We start from the raw sequence: 19,908 nt of genomic DNA, 5'->3' as shown, positions 1-19,908 counted from the left end.
GACAACAATATCTTGATGACATTGCCTTTAAAATCAACTCAATGCCTCGCAAAATGTTTGACTTTAAAACTGCCTATGAGATAGAATTTTTAAAAATGAATAGTGGTGCGGTTGAGATTTGATAAAATAAAGCATACGATTAGTCGTATGCTTTTTCTTTATATACAATCAAAACTTACTAATTTGACAATAAATAGAGTAATGGCTATAATTATCTTAAACTCAATGAGAGGGAATAATATAGTCGTAAGTTATTTAAAGAGAGATACTGTTGGTGAGAAGTATTATTAATTGATTATAGATCTACCCTTGAGAGATTAAATTCGGAAGACAGCCGTTATCTGTTAAAGGGATGTTTCACGTGAAACATTCGAAAAAGGGTGGCACCACGGTAAATCCGTCCCTTAATGAGGGTGTTTTTTTTATTTTAGGAGAGATAGTTATGTTAGATATTAATCTATTTAGAACTGATGCGGATATTATTCGCGAAAACATCAAGAAAAAATTCCAAGATCACAAACTACCGATGGTCGATGAAATCATTGCATTGGACATTGAATATCGTGGTTTAAAGACACGTGCAGACGAATTACGTGGACAAAGAAACTCATTAAGTAAGGAAATTGGTAAACTAATGGGTCAAAAGAGAATCGATGAAGCTAACGCCATAAAAGAGCAAGTTCAAGCATTTGCTAAAGAACTTGAAGAAATTGAGCAAAATGAAGAGCCAGTATTTGATAAATTACAACAACTCTTAATGCAAATACCGAACTTAATTGCTGATGATGTTCCATTAGGAAAAGATGACAGTGAAAATGTTGAGCGTTCACGTCACGGAGAAATGGTAGAAAAGCCATTTGAAGTCCCTTATCACGTAGATATTATGGAGTCATTCGATGGAATCGACTTAGAAGCAGCACGAAAAGTTAGTGGACAAGGCTTCTACTACCTACAAAAGGATGTTGCGCGTCTTCATTCAGCTGTTACTGCATACGCAAGAGACTTCATGATTGATCGTGGTTATGATTATGTTATTCCACCATATATGATTCGTAGTCATGTTGTGACTGGTGTGATGAGCTTTGAAGAAATGGAAAATATGATGTATAAAGTTGAAGGAGAGGATCTGTACTTAATTGGTACCAGTGAACACTCAATGATTGGTAAGTTTATTGATACAATTAATCCTGAATCAAAGATGCCACAACGCCTCACTAGCTACTCACCTTGCTTCCGTAAAGAAGTAGGTGCTCATGGGATAGAGGAGCGAGGAGTATATAGAATACACCAGTTTGAGAAGCAAGAAATGGTTATTGTATGTAAACCGGAAGAAAGTGCTGCATTATTTGAAGAAATGTACAAAAATTCAGTTGATTACTTCCAAAGTTTAGATATTCCAGTCAGAGTATTAGAGTGTTGTTCAGGTGATTTAGCAGATCTTAAACACAAATCTGTTGATGTTGAAGCATGGAGTCCTCGTCAAAAGAAATTCTTCGAAGTTGGGAGTTGCTCAAACCTTACAGATGCTCAAGCAAGAAGACTAAAAATAAGAATTGATACAAAAGACGGACGCGTATTCGCACATACCTTAAACAATACAGTTGTTGCACCTCCGCGTATGCTTATCGCATTTTTAGAGAATAATCTTCAAGAAGATGGTTCAGTACTAATTCCTGAAGCATTAAGACCTTACATGGGATTCAAAGAAAAAATGGTTCCTGTATCTAAATAAATCATTAAGAAAAGGAGTTAATCTTAAGATTAACTCCTTTTTTAGTTGCATTAACTACTGTTTTGTTAAGTATTCCTTAATAACTCGAGTTACAGGAGCAGAATTATTGTCTTCAACTACAAAATCAGCAATTTGTTTGACATCATCATGCGCATTCTCAACGGCATATCCTATACCCGCTAGCTCGAGCATTCCAATATCGTTATGGTAATCACCAAATGCAACAACATCATTACGATCTATATTCATTTCTTCGAGAAGATGCTTAAGACCTTCGCCTTTATCGACATTGTTATGCATGACGTCAATCCAAATTTTACCCGCAGTAACAGCATTATAACTGCTTGATAGGGCAGGTTCAATAAATTCTTTGTAATTATCAACCGTATTATTAAGGCTCAGCATAGTAACTTTGATTATATCGTCATTCACTTTAGATATGTCGTCGACTATATTGTAGTCGAGATAATATTCATACAGTTTTTGTTTATGGTCATCATTATAGACTTCGACATAAGCACTCGTTAGAGACGATGCGATGATTGAAGTTTCTTTTGCTTTACGAATGGGAACTAGGATTTCTTCAATATCTTCCTGAGAAAATACAGACTTATAGATAATTTTTCCGTTATATTCGACAATTGCACCATTGTCTGAGATAAAATTGATCTCATGATTAAAATCCTTTACTTTATTTTTAATACTAAAGAGTGTTCTTCCGGAAGCTAGAACAAGTCCGGAATCACTACTGTTTAGTAGATCTAGTGTTTCTTTAAAATCTTTTGGCAACTCTGAATTATCATTCAGAAGGGTGTGATCCATGTCACTTACAAATAGTTTTGGCATATACTACCTCCAGTGAAATTATATCATAAATGTTTCACGTGAAACGTTGCATTTATTTGCATATTTGTTATAATAACTATGCTACTACAACATAATCTAATGAACCAGGTCAGGGTAGGAATACAGCAGCCTTAATTTAGCTCTTATGTGTGTAGTGGCTTTTTTTGTATCCAAAATGAGGTGATAAATCATGAATCACGAAATGTATATGAGAGAAGCTATAAAACAAGCTAAATTGGCATATGAGATGGATGAAGTACCTGTCGGTGCTATCGTAGTAAAAGACGGGAGAATTATAGGTAAAGGATTCAATCTAAGAGAGAGTACCAATAGAACAAGCGCACATGCAGAAATTGAAGCCATGAATGATGCGGGGAAATCACTTAATAGTTGGAACTTAAGCGGTTGTACTGTTTATGTAACTGTTGAACCTTGTCAAATGTGTGCAGGTGCAATGATTCAAGCTCATGTAGATACGGTAGTATTTGGTGCTAATGAACCAAATAGTGGTAGCTATGGGTCAGTATTGAATATGTCTGAAATTAAGGGATTTAATCATTACCCGAAGGTAATCCCAAACATACTCGAATCTGAAGGGAGATTACTTATGAAAGAATTTTTTAAAGAAAAACGTAATAATGAAGTAAAAATCAAACGTGTCGACGATGAATCCTATAATCTATACTTAGATGTCAGAAAGAAAGTGTTTGTAGAAGAACAAAACGTTGATATAAGCCTCGAAATAGATGAATACGATTCACCTAATAATGAGAATGTAATGCATGTAATGGCGGTTGTTAATAATCAAGTTGTTGGAGCTGCTCGGTATGTGAAAAAGGGTGATACCCTCAAGGTTGGAAGAGTTGCAGTGCTCAAAGAGTATCGGAAATTCAAAATAGGGACTAAATTGCTCCAGGATGCTGAGAAACAAGCAAAAAATAATGGATTTAAGCGACTAGAGTTGGGTGCTCAGATTCAAGCAATACCATTCTATGAAAAAAATGGCTACAAAGAATATGGTGAAGTCTTTGATGACGCAGGAATTGATCATATAATGATGGAAAAAGAAATTTAAAAAACATCAATCACTTGGATTGATGTTTTTTTATAGTGTAAACTTATGTGTTCGGTACTTCACTGATTTGTGTTGCTTTGACGATAGTTCGCCATGGATCAACAGTCGTCTGTTCTGTACATGTAATTAAAGTAAGTGTTCTAGAATCTGGAGTGTCATTCAAGACCGACACATCCGTATGATGAACGGTAGAAATGTCTTCAATACGATAAGTATAAGTATTTTTTTTATCGTTAAGTATTACCTCATCACCAATCTCAAGTTTATCAAAATCTCTAAAAACACAGCTTGCACAGTTACCATTGTGGCCAGCAATAGCGAAGTTTCCGTTACCTGTAGGTTCAGGAGAACTTTCATACGCAACTACATAGCGAGAAAGATAGTTCCAATCATTTGTTTTAGCAATCAAATGATTCACACCTAGTTTTTCAATAACTATATAGCCCCATACATTGGCATCAACAGTCTCAGCTGGCAACTCCGAGTTCTCAGATAATAAAGGAGCATTCATAAAATTTTGTAGTTCTTGTTCCTGTGATTTACGTTCAAAGTATTTGATACCTACATCGTAAACAATGATTGAGAGCCCCAGCACAGTCATTAGTATCCCAATGATACCAAGAACATTTACCTTTTTCTTCTTTTCCATACCTTAATTATATGGAATCAAATAAGTAATTACAACCAATAGGCCGTATGATATAATGAATAATAGGTGATAACATGGCATATCAGTCATTATATAGAAAATACAGACCTTCTACGATGGACGAAGTAGTCGGCCAACAACATATTGTTGAAGTCCTTACAAATTCAGTAAAAAAAGATAAGATATCGCATGCTTATCTTTTAACAGGTCCCCGAGGTACCGGAAAAACCTCAACAGCAAAATTGTTTGCACGTGCAGTAAACTGTACAAGTGAAACTGAACTGATCTGTGGTCAGTGTGATAACTGCGTTGCAGTACAAAATAATACACATCCTGACTTAATTGAAATCGATGCAGCAAGTAATAACGGTGTAGATGAAATCCGAAGTCTAATCGAACGTGTTAAATACACACCAATTTTAGGTAAATATAAAGTGTATATTATTGATGAGGTCCATATGTTGACGCAAGGTGCATTTAATGCCCTATTAAAGACATTAGAGGAACCACCAAGTCATGTCGTCTTTATTCTCGCGACTACAGAAATTCATAAAGTACTTCCAACCATCATTTCAAGGTGCCAAAGATTCGATTTTACGAGAATTCCTGAATTGGCAATTGCAGAGCGTTTAGACAGTATTTTAGAGAAAGAAAACGAAAGTGCAGAACCTGGTGCAACGGAATTGATTGCATCTTTATCGGGTGGTGGATTGCGAAATGCACTAACTATTCTAGAGCAAGCAATTGTACTATCTGATGGTTCGATTACAAAGCAACAAATCTATGCATCAAACGGTGTGTTATCAGTTGATGGAAAAATGGAAATGTTTAGAAATATTGCGGTAAGTGATATGCGGCAACTTATTGATAATATTAAAGCTATGAAAATGCAATCAGTCAGCTATGATCGCTTAGTGATGGACATTACAAAAAACCTTAAAGATAGTCTGATTTATACATATACTAAAATGAATACATTAACCGAAGATACTTTAGTTCGTTATTTATCAGAAGCATTTACAACAGATGTTCGTCTTAAAATGATTGATATCTTGTTAGAGTATGCAGAAAAGATGCGTTTCTCACAACAACCCGAAATGTATTTTGAGATTGCTATGTTAGACATATTTAATCATTTTTCGAATAACTCAGGTACAGTGCAAGGACAGCCAACTCAAAAACTTACGCAATTTATTCCAAATAAACAAGAGACAGTAGTTGAAACTCCAAAAGACTTAAAACCGATAGTAGAATCCGTAAGTACGAAAGTTCCTACAGATTTAGATCCAGCAGTACTCACAAAAGATGTAAATAAACAACCGGAAGTTGTTGTTTCGAATCCAGAAGATTCAATACAATTTGAGTTTGATGATACTGAACATGAAGTAATCGAAGATGTCGTGGATGATTCAATAAACTCATCAAGTATTGCTCCTGTACATACAGAAAATAGTATTGGCTTAAAGAATATTGATACAGATATGATTATCAGACTTATGGTAACTGCTGATAAGTCACTGAGACTAGCGGATGAAGAGCAATTTAAGCAAATTCAAAGGTATCGAAATATACCACAATGGGCACGATCAGCGAGATTACTATCTGGCGGTAAAGTTGTGTTAAGTAGTCTGTTCTTTGTGGTTGTGGCGATGCAGTCTGAAATTGAAGTTCGTGAAATTGGTGAAGCACGAAATCGTCACGAACTCAATAAATTTAGCGAGGTGATTTTCAATAAAGATAAAACAATCTTAGCAATCTCGGTCAATATGTATCAAGAAGCGGTCGTAAAATTTATTGAACTTAATAAAGCAGGAACGTTACCAAGTCCTGTTCTACCTGAAGAACTTACAGTAACAGAAGAAAATGCGGAAGATGCCCGAATTGTTGATGAGTCACTTGATAGCGTCTTAAATCTATTTGGTGATTCCGTAGAAATTATTGAATAGGAGTTATAATGTATCCGAAAACACTGCAACAACTCATAGAATCTTTTAAAATGCTTCCTGGAGTTGGTCAAAAAACAGCAGAACGTTATGCACTTACAATGTTGGAATCAAACATTGAAGATCTCAACGAATTTGCAAGCAATCTGATGAATATAAAATTAAACATTAAAACATGTAAAGTATGCCATAATCTTACAGAAACAGAAATCTGTGATATTTGTGCAGATAACACTCGTGATCAAAATACAATTTGTGTTGTTTCAAGTGCTAAAGAAGTTTTTTCAATCGAAAAAACACAAGAATATCATGGTGTCTATCATGTGCTCGATGGCCTGATTTCAACCAAAAAAGGCATAATGCCTGATCAATTGAATATTGAAAGTTTGGAAAAACGTCTATCTCAAGAATCAAAAGAAGTGATTTTAGCATTGAATGCGACAGTTGAAGGTGAAATGACTTCATTGTACCTTGCTAAAAGGCTCGAGGATAAAGTTGATGTTACACGTTTGGCTTTCGGACTTCCAATTGGAGGGCATCTCGATTATGCCGATGACATGACATTAATCAAAGCTTTTGAAGGACGTAATAAAATTAAGTAAAGGAGGATAACATAATGAGCTCAATCGCATATATTTCGGACGAAAGAATGATAGAATTTCATAGAAGTAATGGTCATCGTTCCATCAATTTTTGGCGTCTTAGCACGAAGCGATTTGAACGCTTTGATGTAGGCTCATTGTTATTCTTTATAGACAAACGTTATATTCACCCCGTAACAAAAGAAAAAGGAATTATTGGATATGGTCGTGCTCGTAGTGTACGAACGATGAGTATCAAGCGGACATGGGACGAGTATCAACACATGAATGGATACAAGGATTATTCTTCGTTTCATGACTCCATTATGAATGCGACTAAAGATGGGGAAGCGCCCAAACAAATTCAATCAATCGAATTAGACCATGTCGTGTTTTTCAAAGGACCAGTCTTTCTAAGTGAAGTTGACTTCGTCTTGCCAAGTAGACTTGAATCATTCTTGTATCTTGTGGATGGTGGCAGAGATGTCGCGATTGACCTCTTAAAGAAGGCAGAAACGATTGGTATCGATCAATGGTTTGCAGTAATAAATGCTCGCGTCGAGATGAATTTAATTTATGAAGATATCCATGAACAGACAATCCGAAATGCAATTTCTGATATTGCTGTGACATGGACACAATTACAAGAAAATTTGACCTACAATATTGAGAATACATCGCGAATCGGTCCTATCGCATATCATTATACGGAGCGGTTAACTAAAATCTATTTGCCAAGCTCATCAATAAAAAACCACTTTTATGAGCTTCTCGGTATTATAACGTGGTTAAAAAAAGAACTCGAAGTTTATCAACTTGAGTTCGTCATTGTATCGAAAACTTCGATGCGTGATTTTGAAGATCAATTTAAGCGCCTGAAGTTAACGCCCTTATATATTTAGGTTTTGCTTCGCGGTATTCAATATTTAACTCATTGAGCATATCTACATAGTGTGGATATGCTTTTTCGTTTGCTTCATGTAGCTCATATTCCAACTCGAAGTCGCTGTGATTCTCGAATGATGATGCATCGAGGCACCAAGATCCATACGCATCATCATACGTATAGCGTTGAGTGTCACTATATGCAATGCAATCCAATTGGTTAACGTTCAAGTTTAACCGATTAAAAAAATCAATAACGGAAGGGTGGTCTAATGTCTTTGTTTCTAAGAGCACCTCGTGTTCCATGACCCCATCCTCTTGAGGAATTTTAACAGTAAACTCGAAGCGATTCTCGACTGTGCGAATACGGCACATGATGCCCATACTGTACAGTTGACGATCAGGTGTATCGTAGTAATCATTGCGTTGGTTGACTCCATAATCGAAAGGCAATTTCGACTTAATCTTCTCAAATAAAGGTTCATCCAACATTGTTTTGTATTCAATCTCTAGGTTATGTTTCATATTACTATGTTACAATATGTCTAAAGGAAAAGGAAGTAACTTATGAAACGATTTATAACAATTCATCGTGGTGATAATGCATCAGAAAGTATTTGCCAAATGGTAACACGCAAATTAACTGAAGGTGGGATGGTTCGTGATGAGCATCAACCAGAACTCGTAATTTGTGTCGGTGGTGACGGTACTTTGTTGAAAGCATTTCACGAGTATATTGATAAAGTTGAAAACGTCTCTTTTGTGGGTATTCATACGGGAACTTTGGGGTTTTCAACAGATTATACACAGGATCAAATTGATGACTTCATTGCGGATGTTTTAACAAAACAACCAATCATTGATAAGAAGAGAATCTTAGAAGTCACTTTAAAAAATACTACCAAGGTGTCACATTACTATGCACTTAATGAAGTTCGCGTGGAAAATATTGTAAAGACGCAAACGATGGATATTCATATTGACGACTCATATTTTGAAACTTTTAGAGGAAATGGCGTATGTATATCAGGACAATATGGATCGACTGCGTACAATCGTTCTATTGGCGGAGCAGTAATTTATCCGGGACTTGATCTCTTACAGATGACTGAAATATCTGGAATTCACCATCGCCATGCTCGAAGCTTAGGATCTCCATTGGTAATGAATCCACATACAACAATTAGACTTACAAGTGACTCGTTTGATCATGCGTTGCTTTGCTATGACCATCTACATGTTCATTTAGATTCAATCCACGATATAACAATTCGAAATAGTGACCATGTTATGCGTTTTGCTCGTTTTAAAGAGATACCTCATATAACACGTTTAAATGCACTATTCTAAAAAAACAGGATTATATCCTGTTTTTTAGTGTCTGTGTCTATTTTGTGTTTCACTGTACATATGAAATGCAACGGCAAGTGGGATCATATACGAAAGCAATGACGATCCCCCATACGAAATAAAGGGTAAAGTAATTCCAGTGATTGGAAGCACTGCCATGATCATCCCAATATTTTCTAGATGCTGGAAGAAAATCATTCCAATGATTCCCATCATCATATAACGTTCTCTCGGTAAATCACTGTGTTTCGTAATGGAGACGAGTTTAATATCAAATAAGAATGATAATGCGATAGTTATTGAGCCACCGATGAATCCAAAGTTTTGAGAAATAACGGCAAAGATGAAGTCTGTTTGTGCTTCAGGATAGTGGGCAATCATCGTTCCGAGTGGATGTCCATTAACACCAGCAGTTCCGTAAGAAATCATCGATTGGAAAAGTTGGTATCCATGTCCCATAGCGTACTTTTCATAGTCAAGCCAGCCATAGAAACGATCCAAGCGATATGACGTCGATCCTCCACCAAGTAAGGTATTCAGGACATCTGGGTAGTTATAGTAGAGAAAGACAATTCCTAATAATGCGCCAATGCTTAATGTTGCAATAATAATGAACCATTCGCGACGTACACCAGATAGAATAAACATAGTTGCTAAACTAAATAGAATAACAATTGGAACTCCAGTATCTGGCTGTAAGAAAATTAGGATAAAAGGTGGAAGTGCAAATTTAGCAATTTTGAAAAATAGTTGAAAATCACTTTGAAATGTATACCCTTCTTTATCGGTGTTATGTTGATGAATGACGTTTGCAGCTTTGATAACTAAGACAATTTTCATAAACTCACTAGGCTGGAAAGAACCAATTCCGGGAATCATATACCAAGCCCGTGTTCCGTTAATTGGTGCAACGATACTGCTGTTGATATTTGCAAAACGTGCAATTACAAGACCAGCTAGAAGGACCATTAAGATCCAATAAGCTATATCTATCGCAGTAAACAGCCGGTCTATACCGATTTTAATTAGAAATGCGATAACTGCGGATCCAATCGCAAACCACATTAATTGTTTCTTAACTAAAGAAATTGCATCTGCTTGACCATTATCTAAAAGTGGTGCGGATAGATAGATGGCCACAACACTTATCGTTGCGAATGCAATCATAATTCCGAACAAAACTTTGTCTAAGGTAAAGTAGCGCTTACTTTCATTGATGAATTTGTTCATTGTCGCTCCTTTTGTGAATAGATAGAATAGTGTATAATATATAAAGATAAATCAAGAGGTGTTCCACATGAATCGTCTTCAAACTTATTACGAACAATTACAATTACCTTTAAAATCATTATTCTTTGGATCGTTGCTAGTCGCAATTGGTACGATTATACCCAATCCATATGTGAATAGTGTTTTAAAATTGGACAGTCCAATACTCCTTTCAATATCACGTGTGTTATTGATGAGTGGTGGTATTATTTTAGCATATTTCCCACTATATGTTTTTATCAAGTTACTCTCTCATGAGAAAAACGAACCGAACATAGTAGTCACAGGAATTATATCATATCTAGCATTTTTAGTATCTATGCTACTCTTGTCACCAACGACATCACCTACGGCTACTTACATTAGCGCATTAGTGATCAAATTAGGTGATAAACAGTACATGTTATACCGGACAGGGATATTTGGTTTAATTGCAATCTATCTCTTTGTTAAGAATATATATCGTAAAACTTCAGAAAAACGTCACATAAGTAATGTCTCATTTGCAGATCGTGAAACAGTTAAAATGGTTTTCGCAATTGTTGGGTCATCTGTGATCGGTATGCTCTTTGCATTTGGATGGCCATATTTTATGGAAATGATGTACAGCATCATGGAATTTATTTCGCAAGATGTAAATAATCCGATGAGTCTATTTGCCTATGGGGCGCTAGAACGTCTCATGGCACTTGCTAACCTAGATGTTATATTACACCAAGAATTCTGGCTGAATACCTTAGGTGGAACCTGGATGAACCTTGCAGGTCAATCATTCGTTGGTGATGTCAACATCTGGGCAGGACAGTTAAAAGAAACGGTGAATGTTTTTGGTGCTGGTCGCTTTACAAGTGCATATTATGTTATGAATATCTTTGCAGTTCCAGCTTACTTAATTGCTATCTCAACGACCATTTCAAACAAACGTGCACGTAACCGTAATATTGGATTATTAATTGCTGCGATTCTTGTATCGATGGTTGGTGGTACGTTGCTACCAATCGAAATCTTAATGTTACTTACAAGCCCAACACTATACTTCTTCCACCTGTTTGCAACAAGTTTTATTTATGCGATTCTGAGTGGATTCTCGGTGGCATTGGGCTTCTCCTTCTTTGGAAATTTACTCTCAGCAACACCTGGAAATATTATCGATTTGATGGGTATTTCCTATAACACTGTATTAGTAAGTAAAGTCTTTATCTTGTTGCTCGTGGGGATCATTGTCTTCTTAGTTTACTTCTCATTCACACGCTTGTACTTCAATAAACTAGCATTGGATGTTCTAAGTATTACGAATAAGCAACAACGTATTGAAGACTTCACAGAAGGTCTTGGTGGTGTATCAAATATTGAAACAGTATCAAGTACATTAACGCGAATTCATGTTGAACTAAGGGATCGAGAAGATTTAAATATTGCTGCGCTCCACCGTCAGGGTGTTACTCGAATTGTTGAGACTCGCCAAGGCTTTGTCTTATCCATTGGATCACCAGCATATATGATTCAAAAAGCTATTAATAAAAATATGAAAACATACAGAGCAATACACGATGTAGAGGAAGTTGAAGAGAATGAAGGATAATTCAAAACTGACACCTATGCTCCAACAGTATATGGAAATAAAACAAAACACCAATGATGCGTTGGTGTTTTATCGATTAGGTGATTTTTACGAACTCTTTTTTGAAGATGCCGTAGTTGCATCGAAAGTTTTAGATCTTGTGCTAACAGCACGATCGGCAGGTGGTAATGAGAAGGCACCCATGGCGGGTGTACCGCATCATGCCGCAGCATCGTATATTCAAAAACTTGTGAATGCAGGTTATAAAGTAGCAATCGTCGAACAAGTTGAAGATCCCAAATCGGTTAAGGGAATTGTGAAACGTGAAGTTGTAGAAATTGTAACTCCGGGTACATATCTCGAAGTTGAAGATTATGAAACGCGTGAGATTGCAGCCATTCATACAGATCTTGTTTACGCGAGTATTGTCAGCTGCGACATTGTTTCAGGTACAGTTCGTGCCATAAGAGTTATGAATGATTTCGTAGATATCATTAAAGTACTCCAACAATTTCAAGTTAAAGAAATCGTAGTGAGCGAAGACTTTGACCCCAATATTTTAAAAGAAGTTAAAGCCAAAACAGATATTTATGTATCATATCAAGAAACAATTGATGAGACCATGAAACATGACGATAAAGCGATTGGAATGGCCTTAGCACGATTGAGTGCCTATCTAAAATATACGCATAAGCGCTCATTACACCATTTATCTGATGTTGTCGTTTTGAATGATCAAGCATACCTTCGTATGGATTATGCAACAATGACAAACCTTGAACTGATAGATCATCAAAATGGTAAAGAGTTATCCTTGTTTCACTACCTCAACAAAACCCGCACAAATATGGGAGCACGCGCTTTAAAACAAGAATTAATGCAACCGATGGTTAGCAAAACAGCTATCTACAAGCGTCATGCACAAATTGAAACACTAATTCAAGATTATCTATTAAATGATAAATTAGTGGCAAATTTAAAAGAAGTCTATGATATTCATCGTGTCGTTGCACGGATGGCGACAGGAAAACATAATGCTCAAGACCTTGTTCGTTTGAAGAAAACATTGGGAGTCTTCCGCACAATTCAAAGAGATATTGAAGGTTTTGATGAGTTCCAATTCATTAGTGAATTAGATCCCTTAGAAGCAGTTTTTGAAATGCTTGATAATACTATTTTAGATGATGCTCCCGTTCAATTAAAAGAGGGGCGTACATTTAAAACCGGGATTCACGATACTTTAGATGAACTCCTTGAAATTTCAAAAAATGGCAAGCAATGGCTCGTTGCGTATGAAGCAAAACAACGGGAAAAGACAGGCATTAAAAATTTAAAAGTAGGATACAATCGTGCGTTTGGATACTTTATTGAAGTGTCAAAAGGACAAGTCGATAATGTTCGTGATGATTTCGGTTATATCCGAAAACAAACACTCACCAATGCAGAACGATATATAAGTGAAGAACTTCAAGAATATGAAGTGAAGATAAGCCAAGCAAGTGACCAAATTTTACAGATAGAAACTGAACTCTTTGCGAAGTATTCTGAGTATGTTTCGGAACATGCGAAATCCATTCATGCAATTGGAGATGGTCTTGCGACATTGGATGTACTTGTTGCCTTAGCTGAAATTTCGGCACTTCCTGGTTTTACAAAACCTGAAGTTGTAGAGGGGCGTTACCTTGATATTCAAGAAGGAAAACATCCTGTATTACAAGCAACCCTTAAAGATCAACAATACATTGCAAGTGATACTCTAATGGATGAATCGATTTATACACTGATTTTAACTGGACCGAATATGGGTGGTAAGAGTACGTATATGCGAATGGTCGCATTAAATGTTGTCCTTGCACAAATGGGATGTTTTGTCCCGTGTGACCGTATGGAGTGGAGTCTTGTTGATCAAATCTTTACACGCATGGGTGCTAGTGACGATATTCTCATGGGTCAATCTACGTTTATGGTCGAAATGATTGAAGCTCAAGCGGCTTTATCTAATGCGACCGAACAGTCATTAATTTTGTTTGACGAAATTGGTCGTGGAACCTCAACCTATGACGGGATGGCATTAGCCCAAGCAATTATTGAATATATTAATAACTCGGTTAAAGCACGGACGATTTTTTCGACTCATTATCACGAACTGGTTGCACTCGAAGAAATGTATGATGGCATTAAAAATATTCATGTTGAAGTTCATGAAGAAAATGACCATGTAACATTCCTATATCGTGTTTTAGATGGGCGAGCAGATAAATCATATGGGATAAACGTTGCGCGTCTTGCGCATTTACCGCAAAGTATTATTGATCGTGCAAAACAAAATCTTGAAGTTCTCGAACTTTCTAAGAACTCAGTCAATATTGATAGTAAAGTTATTCAAGTAGAGGTAGAACCGCAAGGTTATGGATTTGTGAAGCAACGGCTTCAAGGAATCGATGTTAATCAACTGACGCCGATTGAAGCGTTAATGCTTGTTTCTGAACTCAAAAAAGTTTTAGAAGGTGATTCACATGAGTAAAATTCACGTATTGGATGCACATTTAACAAATATGATTGCTGCTGGTGAAGTTGTTGAACGTCCCGGTGGTATTGTAAAAGAACTTGTTGAAAATGCAATTGATGCTAAGGCTACAACGATTGATATTAAAATCATTGAAGGTGGAATGCAATTGGTTGAAGTATCTGATAATGGTGAGGGTATGAGTGCTGATGATTTGTCACGTGCCTTTGAACGTCATTCAACAAGTAAAATATCCGATACAGACGACTTAAACGCAATCCTGACATTTGGATTTCGTGGAGAAGCATTGCCATCGATAGCGTCAGTTAGTCAAGTTGAAGCGACAACTAACAATGGTGATACTGGTCATCGTATTTTTATTGATAATGGTAAAAAACGTGACGTCGTGCGGTTTGCACGAAATAAAGGAACAACAATTCACGTTCGAAATCTCTTTTTGAAGACACCTGCGCGTCTGAAATACATTAAGAATATTCATTATGAAAACTCGATCATCCAGGATACTGTGCAAAAATTTGCACTGGGTCGTCCGGATATAGCTTTTTCACTCATGCTTGATGAGCGCATGGTGTTTAGAAGTTATGGAACTGGTGATGTCATGGATGTGTTCCACCGAATTTATGGGGGAACTATTACAGAAGATTCACGCCGCTTCGAAGCTTCAAATTATGATTTTAAGATCGAAGGGGTTACAGCTTTACCACAACATAATCGTTCAAATCGATATGCGATTTGGTTATACATCAATGATCGAATGATTCGTTATCCGAAAGCTCAAAAGGCTGTCGTTGATAGCTTTAGACGTCATATGCCGACCGACCGTTATCCAATTGTTGTCATGAAGATAACGGTCGATCCACAACTTGTTGACGTTAACGTTCATCCAAGTAAATGGGAGATTCGTTTGTCGAAAGAAGATCAACTAGTATCCTTAATTCAAAATCATTTGGAGGCTTTGCTGTCAGAAGGCATGCGACCACAAAAAATAACGATAAAACCAAGTTTACCAGAACAAACGGATATGCGCGACGCATTACAAAATGCGATTATTGAAACTCAAAAAGAAATCTTTATAGAGGAAAATATTGATAAAAATACAATTCTATCAAGGACACTCGATGACGAATCGGAAGTAATATCAGAACCAGTAAACATCACAGATATGCCAGTTATTGATACACCGATATTTACTCACGATTATCGTGTTGAAGAAAAAGAGACTGCTTTTATACCTCAAACACCATATCCATCAGAACCAAAACCCATAGAAGTTTTGATTGAGCCACTAACAGTTCTATCACAATTAAGTGGTAAATATATCTTGGCCCAAGGGGATGCGGGATTATATATAATAGATCAACATGCGGCAATGGAGCGTGTTCGTTATGAATACTATCAAGATAAACTCTTAAATAAAGATGTACCCATGCAAGACTTTTTGATTCCAATGATTATTGAAGGGCGTCAAAAACTAATTGGTCAGATCAATGCAATCAATGAAGTCTTTAGACCATTTCAAATGCAACTCGAAGTTTTTGGAGATGATGCATTTGTCCTTCGGGCTGTTCCAGTCTGGATTGATGAAGCAGAGGTCCATGAATTTGTAAATGAAGTGTTGGATATGTTCGAAACGGACAAAGTAGTTCGTGAAGAAGATATGCGTCGTAATGTCATTGCGACATTGGCGTGTCATTCTTCAGTGCGCTTTAATGAGTTTATGTCAATGGAAGCCATGGAAACATTGGTTGAGCAATTGCGACATACGCAACAACCGTTCCATTGTCCCCATGGACGTCCGACATTTATAACAGTCGAACACAATCAACTCATTAAGGAATTTAAACGATGAAAAAAATAGTAGTAATTGCAGGTGTAACTGCATCTGGGAAAACAAAAATGGGTGTTGCATTGGCTCATCGATTTAACGGTGAAATTATAAGTGCCGATTCCGTTGCGGTCTATCGTGAACTGAATATTGGTTCTGCGAAGCCATCAATGGAAGAACGTGAGGGTATCATCCATCATTTAATTGATGTTACATCGATTGAGGAACCGTATCATGTTGCCCAGTTTCAAAAAGATGCGCGCGCAGCGATTGCAGCGATTCATGCAAAGGGAAAACTACCAATCATTGTAGGTGGAACGGGACTATACATTAATGCATTAGTAAATGATTACCGTTTCGAAGAAGAAGTTCCGGATGTTAAGGATTCCTTCGAGGGCATCGATGATGACACACTGTATCAGATGCTTCAAGAGCGGGATTCGGAGGCAGCCCAAGCAGTTCATCCCAATAACCGTAAACGTATTGTACGAACGCTAAATATGCTTCAGGCCGGTAAGACAAAGATCGAGATTCATGAAAACCAAAAAAATGTGGCTCTGTTTGATGCATGCATTTTCTTCTTACAAACAGACCGCGCCGTACTTTATGAGCGAATTAATAAGCGCGTTGATATGATGATGGCACAAGGGCTTGAGTCGGAAGTTTCATGTTTGCTTGACCATAATCCAAAACTCTTTGAACTGCAGGCTTTACAGGCAATCGGATACCGTGAATTTGAACCGTTTTTTAAACATGAGATTAGTGCGGAAGTGCGTGATGAACTCATAAAACGGAATACCCGCCGTTTTGCTAAAAGACAGATTACGTGGTTCAAACACCAAACCCCGAGTCAATGGATTGATATTCAATCAGATAATGCTTTCGAAACAGTATCGCAAAGTGTGGCACAATTTATACAAGGACCTACGGAATCGTAGGTTTTTTAATTTCCCAGGAAATCGTATGTGTGAAGTATCTTTCATCAAACGATGCGTAAAACTATTGAAAGCACAATATCACTGTGTTAATATATTGATACAGCGGAAGGAAGTTAGGTTATGCTTAAACTGAAGAATATTACAAAGAATTATGGACAGGTTCAAGCACTCAAAGATGTAAGCCTTACATTTAGAGACACTGAATTTGTATCTATCCTGGGACAATCAGGAAGCGGAAAAACAACTTTATTAAATATTGTAGGTGGGTTGGATCGTTATACATATGGTGATTTAATTATCGATGGGCAGTCCACAGAAACCTATACAGATAAACAATGGGATGCGTACCGAAATAGCTCTGTTGGATTTGTCTTCCAATCCTATAATTTAATCCCTCACTTGACAGTACTACAGAATGTCGAGCTATCTATGAAGTTATCGGGCATTGGAAAACAGGAAGCACACAGACGCGCGGAAGAAGCACTTATTAAAGTTGGTTTACATGACCAAATCAACAAAAAACCGAATCAAATGTCAGGCGGGCAAATGCAACGTGTGGCGATCGCACGGGCATTGGTTAATGATCCAGATATTATCTTAGCGGATGAACCTACAGGAGCACTGGATAGTAAAACAAGTGTGGTGGTCATGGACCTTCTCAAAGAAATATCAAAAGAAAAGTTAGTTATTATGGTAACGCACAATGCTGAACTTGCTCATACCTATAGTTCTCGAATCGTTGAATTCTTAGATGGAGAAATGGTTTCTGATAGCAATCCCGTAAGCAATGATATTGAAGAAGAAAGCAATCATAAACAGGTTATGACAGCGATGCCTTATCGTACAGCATTAACATTGAGTGGACGAAATCTATGGGCTAAAAAGGGTCGTACCATTCTAACAAGTATAGCGGGGAGTATCGGAATTATTGGTATTGCCTTGGTTCTCGCACTTTCGACTGGATTATCGAATACGATTAAGACCATGCAAGAAGAAACGCTTGCCTCATCACCAATCACAATCGAGCAAACGGCAATGGACTATGGAATGGCGATGAATCCAAATCTTTCGAATCCTGGTGAGTCCTATCCAGATTCAACATCAATCAATGTCTATGACCCAATGGAAGGTTACGAAGCGAAGAAAAATGTAATTACTGCTGACTATATTGACTATGTAAGAAAACTTGATCCAAACCTCTATATTTCGATTCAAGAGTCAACAGGTGTTTCCATGAACTGGATCACACAAAAAGGGTCAAACTATGAATTGGTTCAAACGGGACAAGATGGTGTGGGTGAACTCTTGAACAACGATGATTTTAACAATCGTCAATACGATGTGATTGCAGGTAAGATGCCTACGAATCAAAATGAAATTGTCGTTGTCGTCGATGAATACAATCGTATCCCGAAACAATCTCAACGTATTTTAGGGATAGAAGGCGAGTCGTTTGATGCAACTTCCATTGTTGGCAAAGAGTACAAACTTATTGAACACAATGATTTCTATCAAGAATCGGCTATGGGCATTTTTCCACCAGCAAATACATCACAATACGAAACACTCTTTAACAGTGACACTGCAACAACATTAACAGTGTCGGGAGTTTTACGTAAGAGTGAAGCATCATCTGTTTCTATGTACAGTCCTGGACTTTATTACACTGAGGCACTTTCTAAAGATTTTGCAACGCGTGCGCGTCAATCAAATGTTGTGGCAAAACAATTAGAAGTTAAAGATCTTTATTCGGTTGTCTCAGGACAGCCAATCGCCAATGCAAATCCATTTATGGATTCAGAACAAGTTTATAACGAAGTTCTTGCATCATTAGGTGGTTCTGATGTTGCGACGAAACTCGCAATCATTCCCAAAGACTTTGAAACGAAGTCACAAATTCGTGATTATCTTGATGCATACAATCAAGGACGCGAAAAACCTGATCAAATTACGTATACAGACATGTCAGAGATCATGACAAATATTATGGATACAATGGTTAATACGATTTCTTATGTATTAATTGGTTTCTCATCAATTTCATTAGTTGTATCATCATTCATGATCGGTATTATTACTTATGTATCGGTTATCGAGCGGACCAAAGAAATTGGCGTGCTGCGTAGTTTAGGAGCTCGTAAAAAAGATATCTCACGTGTCTTTAATGCGGAAACATTCCTAATTGGACTTGTATCCGGTACGTTTGGAATCGTAGTAACATACTTACTCCAGTTCCCAATTAATGCGGTCGTTTATGACTTGACGGGTGCACAAAATATCGCAAACCTAAGTATTAACCATGCATTAATTCTAATTGCAATTAGTATTACATTGACCTTTATTGCAGGATTTATTCCTTCAAAAATGGCAGCTAAAAAAGATCCAGTTGTTGCACTTCGTAGCGAATAATTGTGATCGTAATCCAACCTTGAGTTTCATAGCAAATTCAAGGTTTTTTAATGACTTGGAGACCATGCTTTAAAGTCGAATTACACTTGTTCAGACGCGGTGTCTGATAAGCATAAATATGCACAAATTTGAATGTATACTTTTTAAGGTACCGAATAAGTGTAATCATCAGGAATAAGGTTTTAGAGCCTAAATTAAATGACCTCAAACTTCAACAGAGCATGAGGTTTTTTGTGCATTCAAAAAGAGAACACTAATTCGTATCGAAATTCCTATAATCTATGACTGTTAGATACCGCCATAAAAACCTAAACTAAA

General features: G+C 37.0%; 15 protein-coding genes, 1 other RNA gene, 1 pseudogene and 1 other annotated feature. Of the genes and pseudogenes, 13 read left to right on the top strand and 4 right to left on the bottom strand.

Going from position 1 to position 19,908, the window contains the following annotated elements:
- A pseudogene (locus GVV22_RS05910) lies at positions 1-122 on the top strand (IS30 family transposase); the annotation flags it as partial.
- Positions 123-216: 94 nt separating this feature from the next.
- Positions 217-408 (top strand) — a binding site (T-box leader).
- A gap of 34 nt (positions 409-442) precedes the next feature.
- Positions 443-1,732: a serine--tRNA ligase gene (serS, locus tag GVV22_RS05905; RefSeq protein ID WP_159649198.1), complete on the top strand. Its 1,290-nt coding sequence runs from the start codon at positions 443-445 to the stop codon at positions 1,730-1,732.
- 54 nt (positions 1,733-1,786) lie between these two features.
- On the opposite strand, the gene GVV22_RS05900 is transcribed toward serS, so the two are convergent.
- On the bottom strand, positions 1,787-2,578 hold the full coding sequence (locus GVV22_RS05900) for an HAD family hydrolase (RefSeq protein ID WP_159649197.1): 792 nt from the start codon (positions 2,576-2,578) through the stop codon (positions 1,787-1,789).
- Between the two features lie 77 nt (positions 2,579-2,655).
- Here GVV22_RS05900 and ffs point away from each other — a divergent pair.
- Together ffs and GVV22_RS05890 are read left to right on the top strand one after the other, a co-directional pair.
- An RNA gene (gene ffs, locus GVV22_RS05895) (signal recognition particle sRNA small type) lies at positions 2,656-2,743 on the top strand.
- Positions 2,744-2,768: 25 nt separating this feature from the next.
- Positions 2,769-3,653, top strand: coding sequence for a GNAT family N-acetyltransferase (locus tag GVV22_RS05890; protein ID WP_159649196.1), 885 nt, complete (start codon positions 2,769-2,771; stop codon positions 3,651-3,653).
- A 43-nt stretch (positions 3,654-3,696) separates the two neighbouring features.
- On the opposite strand, the gene GVV22_RS05885 is transcribed toward GVV22_RS05890, so the two are convergent.
- Positions 3,697-4,302: a sortase gene (locus tag GVV22_RS05885; RefSeq protein ID WP_159649195.1), complete on the bottom strand. Its 606-nt coding sequence runs from the start codon at positions 4,300-4,302 to the stop codon at positions 3,697-3,699.
- Positions 4,303-4,376: 74 nt separating this feature from the next.
- Between GVV22_RS05885 and dnaX the strand changes: the two genes are divergently transcribed.
- From dnaX to GVV22_RS05870, 3 genes are read left to right on the top strand one after another with little or no spacing between them, the layout of a single operon-like run.
- Positions 4,377-6,248, top strand: a complete 1,872-nt coding sequence (dnaX, locus tag GVV22_RS05880; protein WP_159649194.1) for a DNA polymerase III subunit gamma/tau — start codon at positions 4,377-4,379, stop codon at positions 6,246-6,248.
- Between the two features lie 8 nt (positions 6,249-6,256).
- Positions 6,257-6,847 (top strand): recombination mediator RecR, encoded by a 591-nt coding sequence (gene recR, locus GVV22_RS05875; RefSeq protein WP_159649193.1) that lies wholly within the window; start codon positions 6,257-6,259, stop codon positions 6,845-6,847.
- A gap of 14 nt (positions 6,848-6,861) precedes the next feature.
- Positions 6,862-7,728, top strand: coding sequence for a hypothetical protein (locus GVV22_RS05870; RefSeq protein WP_159649192.1), 867 nt, complete (start codon positions 6,862-6,864; stop codon positions 7,726-7,728).
- Here the strand turns inward: GVV22_RS05870 and GVV22_RS05865 are convergent.
- Positions 7,694-8,236 carry a CYTH domain-containing protein gene (locus GVV22_RS05865; RefSeq protein WP_159649191.1) on the bottom strand — a complete coding sequence of 181 codons (543 nt, stop codon included), beginning with the start codon at positions 8,234-8,236 and terminating at the stop codon, positions 7,694-7,696. The two genes, GVV22_RS05870 and GVV22_RS05865, sit on opposite strands and share 35 nt — an antisense overlap.
- A 42-nt stretch (positions 8,237-8,278) precedes the next feature.
- On the opposite strand from GVV22_RS05865, the gene GVV22_RS05860 reads away from it, so the two are divergent.
- Complete coding sequence (locus tag GVV22_RS05860) at positions 8,279-9,061, top strand: NAD kinase (RefSeq protein ID WP_159649190.1); 783 nt, start codon at positions 8,279-8,281, stop codon at positions 9,059-9,061.
- 24 nt (positions 9,062-9,085) lie between these two features.
- On the opposite strand, the gene GVV22_RS05855 is transcribed toward GVV22_RS05860, so the two are convergent.
- Positions 9,086-10,291, bottom strand: coding sequence for an FtsW/RodA/SpoVE family cell cycle protein (locus GVV22_RS05855; RefSeq protein WP_159649189.1), 1,206 nt, complete (start codon positions 10,289-10,291; stop codon positions 9,086-9,088).
- 67 nt (positions 10,292-10,358) lie between these two features.
- Between GVV22_RS05855 and GVV22_RS05850 the strand changes: the two genes are divergently transcribed.
- The 5 genes from GVV22_RS05850 to GVV22_RS05830 all read left to right on the top strand — a co-directional run bounded on the left by GVV22_RS05850 (position 10,359) and on the right by GVV22_RS05830 (position 19,590).
- Positions 10,359-11,912 carry a PTS glucose transporter subunit IIBC gene (locus tag GVV22_RS05850; RefSeq protein WP_159649188.1) on the top strand — a complete coding sequence of 518 codons (1,554 nt, stop codon included), beginning with the start codon at positions 10,359-10,361 and terminating at the stop codon, positions 11,910-11,912.
- Complete coding sequence (gene mutS, locus GVV22_RS05845; RefSeq protein WP_159649187.1) at positions 11,902-14,415, top strand: DNA mismatch repair protein MutS; 2,514 nt, start codon at positions 11,902-11,904, stop codon at positions 14,413-14,415. The genes GVV22_RS05850 and mutS overlap by 11 nt, the downstream gene beginning before the upstream one ends.
- Complete coding sequence (gene mutL / locus GVV22_RS05840) at positions 14,408-16,267, top strand: DNA mismatch repair endonuclease MutL (RefSeq protein WP_159649186.1); 1,860 nt, start codon at positions 14,408-14,410, stop codon at positions 16,265-16,267. Before mutS ends, mutL begins: the two co-directional genes overlap by 8 nt.
- Complete coding sequence (miaA, locus tag GVV22_RS05835; protein ID WP_159649185.1) at positions 16,264-17,181, top strand: tRNA (adenosine(37)-N6)-dimethylallyltransferase MiaA; 918 nt, start codon at positions 16,264-16,266, stop codon at positions 17,179-17,181. Before mutL ends, miaA begins: the two co-directional genes overlap by 4 nt.
- Positions 17,182-17,301: 120 nt before the next feature.
- On the top strand, positions 17,302-19,590 hold the full coding sequence (locus GVV22_RS05830) for an ATP-binding cassette domain-containing protein (protein ID WP_159649184.1): 2,289 nt from the start codon (positions 17,302-17,304) through the stop codon (positions 19,588-19,590).
- Positions 19,591-19,908 lie beyond the last annotated feature (318 nt).

Source organism: Erysipelothrix aquatica (assembly GCF_009828825.1).
In the GTDB taxonomy this organism is placed as follows: domain Bacteria; phylum Bacillota_I; class Bacilli_A; order Erysipelotrichales; family Erysipelotrichaceae; genus Erysipelothrix; species Erysipelothrix aquatica_A.
Note: the sequence above shows the minus strand (reverse complement) of the source record. Positions and strands in the feature narration are given on the sequence as shown.

Bases quoted from the DNA above. Each gene is read 5' to 3' on its own strand.
- mutL (WP_159649186.1), top strand. From the start codon at position 14,408: ATGAGTAAAATTCACGTATTGGATGCACATTTAACAAATATGATTGCT.
- dnaX (WP_159649194.1), top strand. From the start codon at position 4,377: ATGGCATATCAGTCATTATATAGAAAATACAGACCTTCTACGATGGAC.
- GVV22_RS05830 (WP_159649184.1), top strand. From the start codon at position 17,302: ATGCTTAAACTGAAGAATATTACAAAGAATTATGGACAGGTTCAAGCA.
- miaA (WP_159649185.1), top strand. From the start codon at position 16,264: ATGAAAAAAATAGTAGTAATTGCAGGTGTAACTGCATCTGGGAAAACA.
- GVV22_RS05850 (WP_159649188.1), top strand. From the start codon at position 10,359: ATGAATCGTCTTCAAACTTATTACGAACAATTACAATTACCTTTAAAA.
- GVV22_RS05890 (WP_159649196.1), top strand. From the start codon at position 2,769: ATGAATCACGAAATGTATATGAGAGAAGCTATAAAACAAGCTAAATTG.
- GVV22_RS05855 (WP_159649189.1), bottom strand. From the start codon at position 10,291: ATGAACAAATTCATCAATGAAAGTAAGCGCTACTTTACCTTAGACAAA.
- serS (WP_159649198.1), top strand. From the start codon at position 443: ATGTTAGATATTAATCTATTTAGAACTGATGCGGATATTATTCGCGAA.
- mutS (WP_159649187.1), top strand. From the start codon at position 11,902: ATGAAGGATAATTCAAAACTGACACCTATGCTCCAACAGTATATGGAA.
- GVV22_RS05900 (WP_159649197.1), bottom strand. From the start codon at position 2,578: ATGCCAAAACTATTTGTAAGTGACATGGATCACACCCTTCTGAATGAT.
- GVV22_RS05865 (WP_159649191.1), bottom strand. From the start codon at position 8,236: ATGAAACATAACCTAGAGATTGAATACAAAACAATGTTGGATGAACCT.
- GVV22_RS05860 (WP_159649190.1), top strand. From the start codon at position 8,279: ATGAAACGATTTATAACAATTCATCGTGGTGATAATGCATCAGAAAGT.
- GVV22_RS05885 (WP_159649195.1), bottom strand. From the start codon at position 4,302: ATGGAAAAGAAGAAAAAGGTAAATGTTCTTGGTATCATTGGGATACTA.
- recR (WP_159649193.1), top strand. From the start codon at position 6,257: ATGTATCCGAAAACACTGCAACAACTCATAGAATCTTTTAAAATGCTT.
- GVV22_RS05870 (WP_159649192.1), top strand. From the start codon at position 6,862: ATGAGCTCAATCGCATATATTTCGGACGAAAGAATGATAGAATTTCAT.